The following is a 14302-nucleotide window of genomic DNA, read 5'->3' as shown; positions in this document are numbered from 1 at the left end:
CTCTCCTATACACCACCAAAACGTCGATGACGATGGCTGTATTCTTCTATTGCATCATGCAAGGCCTTTTCTCCAAAGTCAGGCCACATCACATCGGTAAAGTAAAGCTCACTGTAGGCTGCTTGCCAAGGCAAAAAGTTACTCAAGCGAAGCTCGCCACTCGTCCGAATAATCAGATCAGGATCTCGCAAGTCCTTGGGTAGACTACTGGTATACAAATAATTGGCAATGGTCTCTTCTGAAATATCACCCGGATTTAAGTGCGCATCGAGAACTTCCTGGGCGATTTGTTTGACTGCTTGGGTCAGTTCCGCCCGTCCTCCATAGTTCAAGGCAAAATTCAAAATCAAGCCTGTATTGGAGTGGGTTAACGCCTCTGCCTTTTCCAGAGCCTCTAAGGTTTCCTTTGGAAGACGGGAAACCTCGCCAATCATCTGGATCTTCACATTATTTCTATGAAGTTCTGGAACAAAGCGATCGTAAAATTCAACTGGAAGATTCATGATAAAACTCACTTCCTGTTGAGGACGCGTCCAGTTTTCAGTTGAGAAAGCATAGACCGTTAGAGCTTTCACTCCCATCTCCTTGGCTGCGATGGTTACTTCTTGCAGAGCCTCCATGCCTGCCTTGTGGCCAAAGACACGAGGTTGCATCCGTTTTTTGGCCCAACGACCGTTCCCATCCATAATGATTCCAATGTGCTTGGGCACTTCTAGGGGAACACTTAACTTTTCTTTCTTTTTAAAACGAAACATGTTTTTCTACCTATTTCACTGTTTTTATCGCTTCATTATATCATAAATCCGCTTAAAATGGCAGTCTAGCCCCTTTTCTAGAGGGTATATATCTAAAAATGAAAAAAGCGACCTTTTGATCGCTCTTTCTTATTATTCACCGTCGATGATAGAATCTGAGTCACCAGCGCCTTCAACTGCACCAGCTGTCACCCCTTCTGAAACTGGCAAAACTGTTTTAATAGCTGTCAATTCAAATGTGAGGTATACGCCATCCACATCCAAGACAACGGTTTTCCGTTCAGTGTCTACTTCATCAACTGTTCCATACAAACCACCGATGGTAATCACTTCATACCCTTTTTGAAGCTTGTTCAAGCTTTCCATCCGTTTTTGGTATTGTTTCTTTTGGCTACGGCTCATGAAGAACATCATTCCGACCATTAGCGCAAGCATAAATAGCAAGGTTGTACCACTTTGCATACCATTTCTCCTTTTTAAATCATATATGCTCTACTATAGCAAATTTTATAGGCATTTTCAATACGAACCCTTGATTTTCAAAAAATAAGTCGGTAGATTGAGGTGGTCTGCCCTCTATTCGATTCGAACATCTTTTCTAGTAATTCCTTTTTTAGAAAAAGAAAAAACCATAAAAAATAGGTTTTTGCTAATCGATTGCAATTCCATATTTTTCATGATTTTTATCATACCATTCAATCAACAACATGGCTGTTTGATAGGTAATGTTTTTAATTTTACTGGTTCCTTTTGTCAAGGTAGCTAGACTCATCTTACTAATATCTGTCTCAGTCGCTACTCTATAACTTGTCACCTTTCCATCCACCATCAATTGAACGACAGCTTCAACTTTCTTATAATCTTTTGTCGAATAAATATCAATTGGATTTTTCATAAAATCATCCTATCCCCTTAAATTTAGTCTTTTATATATTATATAATTTATTTGTTCATTTATAAGAAAATCTTGCTTACAGACGCTTTCTAAGGCATTTTCATACTGTATTTTGCACCAATTTATGAAAAATCATACCTATTTTTTATCATTTTTCACTTTCTGGGAAAAAAAACGATAAAACTATACCTTATATATTTTTCTTTTGTTGACATAAAAAAAGGCTAAGAATTTTTTCTTAGCCTCCTTTTTCAAACTGATTTTCTCTCGTTTATGGTGCTAGATGCCCTAGTTATTCTTCTGAGTTTCCACTCTCTTTAATAACCAATTCTCCATCTTCCATATCTGCTAGCAAGTGTTTAGCATCAAGATTATCCAAGTGGAAGTCTGTCACTTTATCTCGGATTTGTTGTTCAACCACACGACGGAGTGGACGAACACCCATAACTTCATCATATCCTTCTTCAGTCATGTATTCTTTGGCAGCATCGCTCACTGTCAAGTCGATGTCTTTCTTAGCAAGAGTTTTGTTCACTTCTACTAACATCAAGTCAACAATCTTAGAAAGGTCTTCCTTGCTCAAGTGTGAAAATTCAATCACAGCGTTGAAACGGTTCAAGAATTCTGGACGGAAGAATGGTTTCAAACGATCCATGAGTTCTGGCTTGTCCGCATCTTCTGTCAAGTTCGCTTCGTAACCAAAGCCAGCGTTTGAAGTGGCGATAATCACTGTATTCTTGAAGTTGACCGTGTTCCCTTGACCGTCTGTCAAACGACCATCATCCAAGACTTGAAGAAGAAGGGTGATCACTTGAGGATCCGCCTTTTCAATCTCATCAAGAAGGACGATAGAGTATGGATTACGACGGACGCGTTCAGTTAATGTATTGTTGTTGTCATCGTAACCTACATAACCTGCAGTTGTACCGATCAATTTAGATACGGCTGTACGGTCGCTATATTCTGACATGTCCAAACGGATGATGGCATCTTTAGTACCGAACATATCAAGGGCTAATTGTTTAGCCAACTCTGTTTTACCAACACCAGTAGGTCCGACGAAGAGGAAGCTACCGATTGGACGGTTACCTTCATCAAACCCTGCACGGTTCCGACGGATCGCTTTTGAAACAGCTTCAACGGCTTTGTCTTGACCGATAACTTTCGTTTGCAAACGGTGACCCATATCTTTCAAACGTTCGATGTCCGTAGCCCCCATTTGAGAAACAGGAATACCAGTCATCCGTTCGACAGACTCAGCTACGTCATTGACAGTTGCAGTCACCTTGTGATCTTCTGTATGGTTAGCAATTTGTTTTTCCAATTCTTCGATCCGAATTTTTGCATTAAGGGCTGCTTCGTAATCTTCTTTTGCAGCAGCTTCTTCTTGTTTAGTTTTTTCCGCTTGGATTTCGTGCTCAACCGCATGTACATCTGTCACTGGGTGTTGTGCTGCCAAGTGAGCAGCTGTCACATCGACCAAGTCAATGGCCTTATCCGGCAAGCTACGTTGTGGAATGTATTGAACAGAGTAATCAACAGCAGCTTTCAAGACTTCATCTGGCAAGACCACATTGTGGTGTTGTTGATACAGTTCACGGATTCCTTGGAGGATCTTGAAGGTATCTTCAGCAGATGGAGCATTGACCTTGACTTCGTTGAAACGACGTGCAAGAGCTGCATTTTTCAAGATAGTGTTGCGGTATTCATCTTGAGTCGTTGCCCCAATCACGGTCAATTCACCACGTGAAAGAGCTGGTTTCAAGATATCCGCAAGACCTTTAGATCCACTATCACCACCGATTGAGCCAGCACCAAGGATTTGGTGAATTTCATCAAAGAAGAGAATGACATTTCCCATGGCTTTGACTTCTTGGATCATATTTTGGATATTTTCTTCAAAGCTACCACGGTATTGCGTACCAGCTTCTAGACCAGAAATATCGATGGAAATAATTTCTTTGTTCTTGATGGCTGCTGGAACGTCACCATTCACGATAGCTTGGGCCAAGCCTTCTACAACGGCTGTTTTACCAACACCCGCATCCCCTACAAGAACAGGATTGTTCTTAGTACGGCGAGAAAGAATTTCAGAAGTTTCTTGAATTTCTTTATTACGTCCAATAACTGGATCTAGCTTACCTTCACGAGCTTCTTCGGTCAAGTTACGACCAAGCTTCGCAAGGATCCCATCTTGTTTCATGCCTTTGCCTTGTTGGTGTTGCACGGGCTCACTTCCTTCAGTTGGAAGTTGACCAGTTTGACGGTAAATGGCGAATTCTTCAGGTGTTACTTCACGACCATTGATCATGTAGCGACGGCTTTCAGAACGAAAACCACCCATGTTTCCCATTAGTTGATTGAAAAGATCATCCATATTGTTAAAGTTGTTGTTCATAGTTATTACCTCGTTTTACATAATTTTAATTTATTCTTGAAAATGAGTAGCCGATTTGGCTACTTTATGTTTTTTACATAATTTTATTTTACTTTTAAATGAATAGCCTCGAGGGCTAGGATCTTGTATTTCTTCTTTTATCAATTAGTTTTCTATATTTTGGAAATAGCATTTCACCATCTCCTTTCCACTATTGATCCTGTAAACTTTTGAGATTTTCTCAACCTCTTTTTGTTTACATAAATTATTATAAAGCAGACTGGGTTTTTTGTCAACACTTTTTTACATAATTTTTTACATTTTTTAAAAAAATTTTTCCGAAGCAAAAAAACACACCCTTACCAGGGTGTGCCTCTTATCAAATCATGTATTCGACGCTGTAGGTGGCGTCGGATAGAATCCGTGAAAGGAATTGTTTGGTTCGTTCTTCTTTTGGACTGTTGAAGAATTCATGCGGTTCATTTTCTTCGATGATGTGCCCGCCATCCATAAAGATGACGTGGTTGGCCACATCACGCGCGAAGCCCATCTCATGGGTTACGACAACCATGGTTACGCCTTCTTGAGCCAATTGCTTCATGACATCTAAGACGTCCCCGACCAATTCTGGGTCTAGCGCTGAAGTTGGCTCATCCAGCAAGATCACGTCGGGTTTCACTGCGATGGCACGCGCAATCCCGATCCGTTGCTGCTGACCACCTGACAATTGAGAAGGATAGTAATCCTTATAAGCGAGGAGGCCGACTTTTTCAAGGGCGGATTCTGCCCGTTGGATGGCTTCTTCTTTTGGAATCTTCCGAGCCACAATCAGGCCCTCTAAGATATTTTCAATCGCTGTTTTATTAGCAAAGAGATTGTAATGCTGGAAGACAAAGGCTGTCTTTTGGCGGATTTCTAGAATTTCTTTTTTGCTGAGCTTTGAGAGATCATACTCTTTTCCACCCAAAGTCAAACGGCCTGTGTCTGCCTTTTCCAAGTGATTGAGGCAGCGAAGGAAGGTTGTTTTTCCTGATCCAGATGGACCCAAAATAACGACGACATCCCCTTGGTTGACCTTGAGATTAACATCTACCAAGACTTGGTGGTCCTTAAATTTTTTCGATACGTGTTCTACTTCTAACATCTTCTCATTTCTCCTTCTTCTATGCGAGTGTCAGGCGTTTTTCTAAGAGGTTGAATCCCCACTGAATCACCCCACAAATGACAATATAAAGAATAAAAATCACTAAATAGGATTCAAAATATTGATAGCCATAAGAGGCTTCGACCTTGGCAATGGCGGTGATATCCTTGATGGTCATGACAAAGACAAGGGAGGTTCCTTTGACCAAGTTGATGACCAGGTTACACAGATTAGGCAGGGCCGCACGCAAGGCTTGTGGAAAAACAATGCGGATATAGGCTTGGCGGTTGGTCAAGCCAATGGCTTGCGCTGCTTCTAGCTGGCCCTTATCCACCGTCAGAATGGCTGACCGTAAAATTTCAGCTAGACTTCCTGTCGTCATCAAGCTAAAGATGATAAAGGCATAGTAAATGGGATTGATCTCAAAGACATTAAAGTGACTGCCTATGCTCTTAAAAAAGCTATTTAAGAGACTGGGAAAGAGACTATAAAAGAAGAGAATCAAGAGAATTGGAGGTGTCGCGCGGATAAAGGCTAAGTAAACCACTGAGAAACTGCGAACCCCTTTGACCTTATAGATCTGGCCGAGTGCCAAAAAGAGGGCTGGAAAAAAACTCAAGAGAATCGATACGACCATGATCAGAAGGGTCACTGGAACGCCACCCAAGGTGGCTAGAAACGTTTTACTAATAAAATTGAAATCCATAAGCTACCTTTCTGTTACACTGAGTCGTTTTTCAAGCAATTGAGCGGAGAAGGAAATCACAAGGGCAATAGCCCAGTAGATCACTGCTACGGCTGTATAGGTCTCGAGGGAATAATTTCCAAGATTGCGACTGATCAAGTTGTTTCCTGCTCCCATGATATCGATAAAGCCAATGGTATAAGCCAATGCCGCATCGCGCATGAGGTTCAAGATGGCAGTCGTCATATTTGGAAGAGCCACGCGAAAGGCTTGTGGAAGGACAATCCGCCAAATAGTCTGAGCTGGTGTCAAACCAATACTCAAGCCCGCTTCCATCTGACCTTTTGGAATGGCCAAATAGGCTGCCTTAAAGACCTCAGAAATCATTGCCGCAAAGAGAAGAAACATGGCAATCAGGACAAAGACAAACTTGGACCAGTGGTCAATGTCAATGCCCAACCACCAGTTCAAAAATTGGGGCAGTCCATAAAAGACCAAAAAGAGCAAGACAATCGGAGGGGTACAACGCAAGGTAAAGACATAGCCTTTGGCCAGACCTGCTCCTACCTTATCTTCTGATACTTGTGCCCAGGTCAAAACCAAGCCAAATGCCGAACCTAGAAGCGTCGTTAACACCATCAAAGCTAGGGTCGCTGGTAGGGCTTGGACCAAGGTTGGGAGAAAAGTCCAGACCTTGGAAATGTCGTATGAGACCATGTTTCTTTTCCTTTCTGTATCCGTATAGAAATAAGGAAGCTGGGGCTATGCGCACCCAGTTTCTTCTTATTTTTCTTTATCTACATAACTGAAGACATCTTCACCGAAATATTTTTCGGATAGTTTAGCAAGCGTCCCATCTTCTTCCAATTCTTTGATGGCCTTGCTGTAGGCTTCCGCAAATTTTTCGTTTTTCTTATCCTTATGAATCAATGGGTAAGTTGGAATTCCTTTGTAGGCAAACCAGCTCAGTTTGTCTGCATATTGGTGGTAAGAACCATCTTTATCTGTGACAGCTTTTTCAAAGGAAAGTTTGATGTCAAAGAAGCCGTCGTAACGTCCTTCCAGAACCCAAGCATAGGCATCTGCGACTTTGAAAGATTCTGCAGCTGTTAATTCGATTGGTTGGTCCTTATGCTTTTCATTGTATTCTTTGATGACATTCCATTGGGCATTTTGTGGTGAAATTGGAACCAATTTTCCTTTTTCTTTAGCAAAATCATCGATGTTCTTGTATTTATCCGCATCTTCTTTCCGTACGGTAAATCCGATGATACTGGCTCCGATTGGTTCTTTTGGAATGATAAATTTCTTGGCGCGTTCTTCGGTATACCAAGCTCCTTTGGTTCCAATATCGTATTTACCAGATTCTAGACCAATCAAGAGGTCGTCGTCACTCGTTCCAGTATACTCAAACTTGTAGTCTGGTAGCTTTTCGTCAATAGCTTTGAGCACAGCTACTTCATAGCCATCTGATTCCCCTTTTTCATCAACGAAATCATACGGCACGTAGTTTTGCGTGTGGGCCACTTTCAAGGTTGTTACTTTATTAGATCCTGTTGATTCTTTGCTGTCGTTTGCGTGGTTCAAGCTTCGACCAATAATCGTTGCACCTGCAAGGGCAAGAACAGCCACCCCACCGATAATCCATGTTTTTTTACTCATATTCTCTTTTCTCGCTTTCTATTTTCCTTATTCTGCTGCAGCTTCACGAACCCATTCGATTCGTTCTTCATCAATGTCACTTGGGATAGTACAATCCGCACCGATGACCAAGCCTGTGGTTCCTGTCTCTGCTATGATGCGTTTGGTTTCTGCTTGGATGGCAGCCTTGTCTCCTGTGTAGAGAAGACCAGTTTTGCCATTTTCAAAACCACCGAGAACCGTGCGTCCACCGAAGATTTCGCGTCCTTCTGCTAGGCTAATCCCTTCGGGTCCGACTGCCCAGTTAATGACTGGGGCTGGATAGTCTGTGAAGAGATGGATATCATTGCGAGCTCCTTCGTAGCCACAGATATGAAGAATATTTACGCCACCGGCTTCCTTAGCTGTCTCTAAGACATGGAGTTCACTAGGCGCGATGACTTGTTTGTAAACTTCCTGACTGACACGCGCATCTTGGATGCTTTGAACACTGAGGTAGATCCCGTCTGCTCCAGCTTCTTTAATGATTCGTTGGCTCAAACTTGCAATATCTTGGCCAATGGTATCCAATACTTTTTTAAGAGTGGCTGCATCTTGATCGATAAAGTTGGCGATCAAGTCATCTCCACCTGACACTTCTCCGACCAACCATTTGAAGTAGGTCACTGGAGCAAAGATGTTGTAGATTGCTACAATGTCCTCTTCAAAACCAGCGCGAATTTTTTTGACCAATTCTACCTGCTCTGTGATCCATGGATGATCTGCTCCAAGGGGTTCAATCCCTGCTAAATCCGAGATGTTTTCAAGGCCCTTGTAAATAGCTGGGTTTGGATAAGCAAAGTAGCCATCACTCATGAGTTTGACAAAGTCTGGTTTGACCTTGTGTAGGAAGTTTTTATGACCATTGAGGTTTTTTTCAATAATTTCAGGATTGGAAAAACCTTTCAACCATTCTTCTTCCCTTGTAAAGTGATGCCAAAAGCCAACTGGCACACGGTCAACCGCTTCCCCTCTGAAAGCTTTTAAAACTAATTCTCTTTTTGTGGACATGTTCTTACCTCGTTCTATTCTTTTCTTGCTAGTTATCTTAACACTTGGACTTTTATTTGACTAATATATATTTTTTATCAAGCCCTTCATCTTTTTTTATCACTGATCTTCTAGGAGCAGGACTCCTGCTAGATCAGACGGGCGAATGAGGGAGAGACTATGAGCTGGAATTTTCTCCAGTCTTTCCACATCCGGATCCGTTTTGCTTTCCTCTTGACTGCTAGCGGCAGCAACTTTTGCGAGTCCTAGGACTAGGAATAAAGCTACCAGCATCAGACACCAAATATTGATTTTTTTCATCTCCCTCTCCTTTCTCTTTTATAAGACAGCTGCTTGGCGCACCCAATCAAGACGTTCCAATTGGAAATCGTCTGGCACGGTGCAGTCTGCTCCAAGGATCAAACCGCGACTTCCAGCTTCTGCCACCAAGCGACGGGTTTCTTGCTCGATAGTTGCTCGTTCCCCTTGGTAGAGCAAGCCTTTCTTACCATTGACAAAGCCACCCAAGACGGCGCGATTGCCAAAGAGCTTGCGCCCCTCTGCTAAGCTGATCCCTTCATGATGGGTCGCCCAGTTGATAACCTGAGCTGGATAATCCTTGAAGAGTTCCACTTCATTGCTAGCTCCTTCAAAGCCACAGATATGAAGGATATTGATGCCACCCGCTTCATTGGCCGCTTCTAGGACAGCGATACTGCTCGGTTCAATAATCTTGCGGTATTCTTCATCTGTCACGCGCTCATCTTGGATCTGCTGAGTTGAGAAGTAAATCCCTTCCACTCCCGCTTCTTGGATCAAGCGGCGACTAAGAATAGCGATATCTTCAGCAATGACATCAAGTACATGGGCCAAGGTTTCTGGATCTTCCTTGATAAAGTCCGCAATCACTTGATCCCCGCGAGAATGATCTGTCCGGAACCAGCGTTTCAAATAAGAAATGGGCGAGAAGATGTTGTAGAAAGAAGCAATCTCCTCATGAAAATGAGAACGAATTTCCTTGACCACTTCAATTTGTTTTTCAATCCAAGGATGATGCTCTCCGATGGGCTGAATATCCTTTAATTCTTGGATTGATGTGATCTCTCTCGAATAAAGAGCACTCGGATAGCGGAAGAAGCCATCGCTCATAATCTTGACAAAATCAGGGGAAATTTCTTCAACATAGTGTTGGTGTCCTTTGATACTTTTTTCAAGTACGGCCGGATTGTCTAGACCCAATTCTTTTTCTTCTTGGGTCACATAATGGAGCCAAAATCCTACAGGAATTCGCTCTACTGCTTCGCCTCGAATGGCACGAAGAACCAATTCTTTTTTACTCATACCGTGAAACCTCCTCAATCTCTTCTCCAAAAGGAAGACTGATTGCTGCCCTTCTGAAATTTGTAACCATGATATCACCTCGAAAAGTAGCTGACTAATATATTTTCCCTATCAAGGCCTTAAAATTTCTTTATTGAGGTAGGTATCAAAAAAAGCGCAAGCCCTTGAAAATAAAGCCTTGCGCGCATTCTGATCTATTATTTTATTTTTGAAGAAAGGAACCTACTTTGAAAATTACTTGACCCCGTTATAAGAATCAACTATACCCCTCCTTTTCATTCTCCTAAAATATGGTATACTAAAGAAAAAGGAGGTGCCTATGTCTTCCATTCGTTTAATTGTCAGTGATATTGACGGAACCATTCTGGACCAGCAGCATCAGGTCGATCCCGACCTCATCGAACTCATCCCCAAGCTCCAAGAAAAAAAGATTCCTTTTATCTTGGCATCGGCTCGTTCTCCTATCGGGATTGCTCCTATCGCAAGAAGATTGGGCGTCCACCAGGAACCAATCGCTTGCTATAATGGAGCTCTCATCGTCAAGGGAGAAGAGATTCTATTTGAACACAGCCTGAACAAAGATGAGATCCGCACCTTCCTCCATCGTGTGGAAGAACTAGATTCCAGCATTTCGATTAATTGTTATAGTGGGTCAGTCTGGTTTAACTCCAGAGAGGACCAGTGGACCCAAGTTGAGGCTTCGATTACTGGTGAGACGCCACAGATACAGCCCCTTTCTCAGACCCTCTCTGACGATGCTCTCCATCTACATAAATTGCTCTTGATCGGCGATACTCAGAACATTCAAGAACTCTATCAGAAGCTGGATCCACAAGAATTTCCTCAGACTGCTTTCTACCTTTCAAAGGAAAACTACCTAGAAGTCACCGCCAAGTCCGTCTCAAAAAGAGATGCTGTCCTTGAACTGGCTGCTTATTACCAGGTCCCTTTAGAACAGGTCATGACCATCGGGGATCACTTCAATGACCTCCCCATGATTCGTCTGGCTGGACTTGGAGTTGCCATGGGAAATGCTCCTGAAGCCGTCCAAAAGGAAGCTCAAGTTGTCACCAGTAGCAACCAAGAGCACGGCGTAGCAAAAGCAATCCAAGAGTATGTCTTACCACCATCAAACAAATAACCTATGAAGTTTCTTCCTTCATGGGTTTTTATTACCCTTCTTTCATGACAAAGTAAGCACGCACTTTTGGTGCGACTTGCGTTCCAAAAAGTTCAATAGCTCGAAGAACTTGATCATGTGGCATAGAACCAAGCGGTAAGTGCAACATAAAGCGATCCAAGCCTAAATCCTCAATCATACGGATCATTTTTTCTGCTACTTGATCTGGATTTCCCACAAACATAGCGCCATTTGGCCCCACCTGCTCAAGATATTGCTCATAACGCAATTCCTGCCAGTGCGGACGGTCTTTAGAAATCGCATCCACCACTTGCTTGGTCGGATGGAAATAATCTTTCACTGCCTGCTCGCCATCTTCAGCAATCCACCCCCAAGAATGGGCTCCCACTTTCAAGTCTTTGTCAGCATGACCCGCTTCGCTTCCAATCTCACGATAAGCTTGAATCAACTTTTTAAAATAGCGAGGATTGCCACCGATAATCGCATAGACAATCGGCAAACCAGCACGGGCAATCTTGATGGTTGACTCAACGTTCCCTCCTGTCGCTACCCACAGAGGCAATTTTTCCTGAACTGGACGTGGATAGACTTCTTTTCCAGCAATGCTTTGGGTCAATTGTCCACGCCAGTTCACTTTGGTGCTTTCATTTGCCAGCTGAAGCAGGTCCAATTTTTCATCAAAGAGGGCTTCATAGTCTTTCAGGTCATAGCCAAACAGAGGAAAGGACTCGGTGAATGAACCACGCCCAGCCATAATCTCCGCACGTCCGTTTGAAAGGGCATCGATGGTGGCATATTGTTGGAACAAACGGATGGGATCCATACTCGAGAGGATGCTGACAGCACTGGTCAAACGAATCTTCTTGGTATTCACCGCACCAGCTGCAAGGACAATCTCTGGCGCTGATACCGCAAAGTCCTCCCGATGATGCTCCCCAATGCCATACACATCCAAACCAACCTTATCAGCCAACTCTATCTCTGCCACCAACTGACGGATTCGTTCATCATGACTGTATACTTGTCCAGTCCCATTTAAGGCTGTTGTTTCACCAAATGTTGAAATTCCTAATTCTACCATACTGATTTACTCGTTTCATTATTAGTTATTTTGGGATTTTATCACTAATTAGTTATAATTGCAAAAAATTTGCTTATTAAAAAAAGGCTGGGACAAAAGTCCTAGCCTCTCAATTGTTTTTGGATTGTCGAGCAAGACGCAGTGGTTGAGTGGGCTCTACTACGCTGATTTCATCAGCTTTTACAGCCCTACTCAACTGTGCGGAGGTGGGACGACGAAATCGAATTCTATCGAATTACCGATTTCTGTCCCGCTCTCTCTTAGATTATTCTACTGTTACGGATTTAGCAAGGTTCCGTGGTTTGTCTACATCAAGTCCACGGTGGAGGGTTGCAAAGTAAGCGACTAATTGTGTTGGTACGACCATTGAGATTGGTGAGAGGTAAGGGTGTACGGTCGTAAGAACGATATCGTCTGTATCTTTGGCAACATTTTCTTCTGCGATGGTGAGGACCTTAGCACCACGCGCTGCCACTTCTTGGATATTTCCACGAGTGTGGTTAGCAAGAACTGGGTCTGACAAGAGGGCCAAAACAGGTGTTCCATCCTCAATCAAGGCAATGGTTCCGTGCTTGAGCTCTCCAGCCGCAAAACCTTCACATTGGATGTAAGAAATCTCTTTGAGCTTGAGACTGGCTTCCATGGCTACATAATAATCTTGACCACGTCCGATGTAAAAGGCGTTGCGTGTTGTTTCAAGAAGGTCACGAACCTTAGCATCAATCAATTCTTTTTCTGAAAGGGTTGACTCGATAGACTGAGCCACGATAGACAACTCATGAACCAGGTCAAAAGCTTTGGCTTTTTCATTGCCATTTGCTTCACCAACCGCTTTTGCAAGGAAAGCAAGGGCTGCGATTTGGGCTGTATAAGCCTTAGTTGATGCTACAGCAATTTCAGGACCTGCATGAAGCAACATAGTATGGTTGGCTTCACGTGAAAGGGTTGATCCTGGCACGTTTGTCACTGTCAAGCTTGGGATTCCCATTTCATTGGCCTTAACCAAAACCTGACGGCTATCAGCTGTTTCACCAGATTGACTGATAAAGATGAAAAGTGGTTTCTGGCTGAGAAGTGGCATCCCATAACCCCACTCAGAGGAGATACCCAGTTCAACTGGTGTATCCGTCAATTCTTCCAACATCTTCTTAGAAGCAAATCCTGCGTGGTAAGATGTTCCAGCTGCAAGGATGTAGATGCGGTCAGCGTCTTGAACAGCCTTGATGATGGCTGGGTCTACCACTACTTGACCAGCCTCATCTGTGTAGGCTTGAATGAGCTTACGCATCACAGTTGGTTGCTCATCAATTTCTTTGAGCATGTAGTAAGGGTAAGTTCCCTTACCGATATCTGACAAGTCAAGTTCAGCAGTGTAGCTAGCACGCTCACGGCTGTTGCCATCGTAGTCTTGCACTTCAACGCTATCAGCTTTCACAATTACCAACTCTTGGTCATGGATCTCCATATATTGGTTGGTTTCACGAATCATGGCCATAGCATCTGAGCAGACCATGTTATAGCCTTCTCCAAGACCAATCAAAAGTGGTGATTTGTTCTTGGCCACGTAGATGACATCTGGATTTTCAGAGTCAATCAAGGCAAAGGCATAAGATCCACGGATGATGTGAAGAGCCTTTTTAAAGGCTTCAAGTACTGACAAGCCATCTTCTTCCGCAAATTTCCCAATCAAGTGAACGGCGATTTCAGTATCTGTTTGCCCCTTAAAGTGGTGCCCTGCAAGGTATTCTTCCTTGATTTCAAGATAGTTCTCAATCACCCCATTGTGCACCAAGACAAAACGTTCTGTCTCAGAGCGATGTGGGTGAGCATTGTCTTCCGTTGGTTTCCCATGAGTAGCCCAACGAGTATGTCCAATACCAGTTGTTCCCTCAACACCAGCTGTCTTGGCAGACAATTCTGCAATACGACCTACAGCCTTGACCAGATGGTTTTCAGCACCACCTAGGACAAAAATCCCCGCAGAATCATAACCACGGTATTCGAGCTTTTCAAGCCCTTGAATCAAAATATCCGTTGCATTTGTATTTCCAACAACACCAACAATTCCACACATAGTATATACGACACAGACCAGCTGTGCTTTCTCCTTAAAATTGGTATAGTCTGATTTGATAGAAAAATCATCAGTGGAGTCAGTATACAATGCTTTTTCCTGTTTGTCAACCTAAAAAATACTAGAAATTGGTCTAGTT

General features: G+C 43.1%; 14 protein-coding genes. 1 reads left to right on the top strand and 13 read right to left on the bottom strand.

Annotated elements, in window-relative coordinates; translation table 11 throughout:
• Nucleotides 1-5: 5 nt before the first annotated feature.
• The 11 genes from EAI95_RS08400 to EAI95_RS08350 all read right to left on the bottom strand — a co-directional run bounded on the left by EAI95_RS08400 (nucleotide 6) and on the right by EAI95_RS08350 (nucleotide 9867).
• Nucleotides 6-755 (bottom strand): isoprenyl transferase, encoded by a 750-nt coding sequence (locus EAI95_RS08400; RefSeq protein ID WP_129822704.1) that lies wholly within the window; start codon nucleotides 753-755, stop codon nucleotides 6-8.
• Nucleotides 756-887: 132 nt separating this feature from the next.
• Nucleotides 888-1217: a preprotein translocase subunit YajC gene (yajC, locus tag EAI95_RS08395; protein ID WP_006595033.1), complete on the bottom strand. Its 330-nt coding sequence runs from the start codon at nucleotides 1215-1217 to the stop codon at nucleotides 888-890.
• Between the two features lie 187 nt (nucleotides 1218-1404).
• Complete coding sequence (locus tag EAI95_RS08390) at nucleotides 1405-1650, bottom strand: hypothetical protein (protein ID WP_006595034.1); 246 nt, start codon at nucleotides 1648-1650, stop codon at nucleotides 1405-1407.
• A 292-nt stretch (nucleotides 1651-1942) separates the two neighbouring features.
• Nucleotides 1943-4048, bottom strand: a complete 2106-nt coding sequence (locus EAI95_RS08385) for an ATP-dependent Clp protease ATP-binding subunit (protein WP_006595035.1) — start codon at nucleotides 4046-4048, stop codon at nucleotides 1943-1945.
• Between the two features lie 358 nt (nucleotides 4049-4406).
• Nucleotides 4407-5171 carry an amino acid ABC transporter ATP-binding protein gene (locus EAI95_RS08380; protein ID WP_006595036.1) on the bottom strand — a complete coding sequence of 255 codons (765 nt, stop codon included), beginning with the start codon at nucleotides 5169-5171 and terminating at the stop codon, nucleotides 4407-4409.
• Nucleotides 5172-5190: 19 nt separating this feature from the next.
• Nucleotides 5191-5877, bottom strand: a complete 687-nt coding sequence (locus tag EAI95_RS08375) for an amino acid ABC transporter permease (protein ID WP_006595037.1) — start codon at nucleotides 5875-5877, stop codon at nucleotides 5191-5193.
• A 3-nt stretch (nucleotides 5878-5880) separates the two neighbouring features.
• Nucleotides 5881-6573 carry an amino acid ABC transporter permease gene (locus EAI95_RS08370; protein WP_006595038.1) on the bottom strand — a complete coding sequence of 231 codons (693 nt, stop codon included), beginning with the start codon at nucleotides 6571-6573 and terminating at the stop codon, nucleotides 5881-5883.
• A 66-nt stretch (nucleotides 6574-6639) separates the two neighbouring features.
• Entirely contained in the window at nucleotides 6640-7518 is an 879-nt protein-coding gene (locus EAI95_RS08365) for a transporter substrate-binding domain-containing protein (protein WP_006595039.1), read from the bottom strand.
• 27 nt (nucleotides 7519-7545) lie between these two features.
• A complete protein-coding gene (locus EAI95_RS08360) occupies nucleotides 7546-8547 on the bottom strand; it encodes a uroporphyrinogen decarboxylase family protein (protein ID WP_006595040.1) in 1002 nt (333 codons plus the stop codon).
• 99 nt (nucleotides 8548-8646) lie between these two features.
• Nucleotides 8647-8847, bottom strand: a complete 201-nt coding sequence (locus EAI95_RS08355) for a hypothetical protein (RefSeq protein ID WP_006595041.1) — start codon at nucleotides 8845-8847, stop codon at nucleotides 8647-8649.
• Nucleotides 8848-8865: 18 nt separating this feature from the next.
• Nucleotides 8866-9867 carry a uroporphyrinogen decarboxylase family protein gene (locus EAI95_RS08350; protein WP_006596959.1) on the bottom strand — a complete coding sequence of 334 codons (1002 nt, stop codon included), beginning with the start codon at nucleotides 9865-9867 and terminating at the stop codon, nucleotides 8866-8868.
• A gap of 319 nt (nucleotides 9868-10186) precedes the next feature.
• On the opposite strand from EAI95_RS08350, the gene EAI95_RS08345 reads away from it, so the two are divergent.
• Entirely contained in the window at nucleotides 10187-11008 is an 822-nt protein-coding gene (locus tag EAI95_RS08345) for a Cof-type HAD-IIB family hydrolase (RefSeq protein ID WP_129270415.1), read from the top strand.
• A gap of 31 nt (nucleotides 11009-11039) precedes the next feature.
• Here EAI95_RS08345 and EAI95_RS08340 read toward each other — a convergent pair whose 3' ends face one another.
• Nucleotides 11040-12089: an LLM class flavin-dependent oxidoreductase gene (locus EAI95_RS08340; RefSeq protein ID WP_006595044.1), complete on the bottom strand. Its 1050-nt coding sequence runs from the start codon at nucleotides 12087-12089 to the stop codon at nucleotides 11040-11042.
• Nucleotides 12090-12354: 265 nt separating this feature from the next.
• A complete protein-coding gene (glmS, locus tag EAI95_RS08330; RefSeq protein WP_129822751.1) occupies nucleotides 12355-14163 on the bottom strand; it encodes a glutamine--fructose-6-phosphate transaminase (isomerizing) in 1809 nt (602 codons plus the stop codon).
• Nucleotides 14164-14302: the final 139 nt, after the last annotated feature.

Source organism: Streptococcus sp. bf_0095 (assembly GCF_004166885.1).
GTDB lineage: Bacteria > Bacillota > Bacilli > Lactobacillales > Streptococcaceae > Streptococcus.
Note: the sequence above shows the minus strand (reverse complement) of the source record. Positions and strands in the feature narration are given on the sequence as shown.

What these genes read in the sequence shown, in the direction of transcription:
- EAI95_RS08400 (WP_129822704.1), bottom strand. Translation starts at nt 755, where the DNA reads ATGTTTCGTTTTAAAAAGAAAGAAAAGTTAAGTGTTCCCCTAGAAGTG.
- yajC (WP_006595033.1), bottom strand. Translation starts at nt 1,217, where the DNA reads ATGCAAAGTGGTACAACCTTGCTATTTATGCTTGCGCTAATGGTCGGA.
- EAI95_RS08390 (WP_006595034.1), bottom strand. Translation starts at nt 1,650, where the DNA reads ATGAAAAATCCAATTGATATTTATTCGACAAAAGATTATAAGAAAGTT.
- EAI95_RS08385 (WP_006595035.1), bottom strand. Translation starts at nt 4,048, where the DNA reads ATGAACAACAACTTTAACAATATGGATGATCTTTTCAATCAACTAATG.
- EAI95_RS08380 (WP_006595036.1), bottom strand. Translation starts at nt 5,171, where the DNA reads ATGTTAGAAGTAGAACACGTATCGAAAAAATTTAAGGACCACCAAGTC.
- EAI95_RS08375 (WP_006595037.1), bottom strand. Translation starts at nt 5,877, where the DNA reads ATGGATTTCAATTTTATTAGTAAAACGTTTCTAGCCACCTTGGGTGGC.
- EAI95_RS08370 (WP_006595038.1), bottom strand. Translation starts at nt 6,573, where the DNA reads ATGGTCTCATACGACATTTCCAAGGTCTGGACTTTTCTCCCAACCTTG.
- EAI95_RS08365 (WP_006595039.1), bottom strand. Translation starts at nt 7,518, where the DNA reads ATGAGTAAAAAAACATGGATTATCGGTGGGGTGGCTGTTCTTGCCCTT.
- EAI95_RS08360 (WP_006595040.1), bottom strand. Translation starts at nt 8,547, where the DNA reads ATGTCCACAAAAAGAGAATTAGTTTTAAAAGCTTTCAGAGGGGAAGCG.
- EAI95_RS08355 (WP_006595041.1), bottom strand. Translation starts at nt 8,847, where the DNA reads ATGAAAAAAATCAATATTTGGTGTCTGATGCTGGTAGCTTTATTCCTA.
- EAI95_RS08350 (WP_006596959.1), bottom strand. Translation starts at nt 9,867, where the DNA reads ATGAGTAAAAAAGAATTGGTTCTTCGTGCCATTCGAGGCGAAGCAGTA.
- EAI95_RS08345 (WP_129270415.1), top strand. Translation starts at nt 10,187, where the DNA reads ATGTCTTCCATTCGTTTAATTGTCAGTGATATTGACGGAACCATTCTG.
- EAI95_RS08340 (WP_006595044.1), bottom strand. Translation starts at nt 12,089, where the DNA reads ATGGTAGAATTAGGAATTTCAACATTTGGTGAAACAACAGCCTTAAAT.
- glmS (WP_129822751.1), bottom strand. Translation starts at nt 14,163, where the DNA reads ATGTGTGGAATTGTTGGTGTTGTTGGAAATACAAATGCAACGGATATT.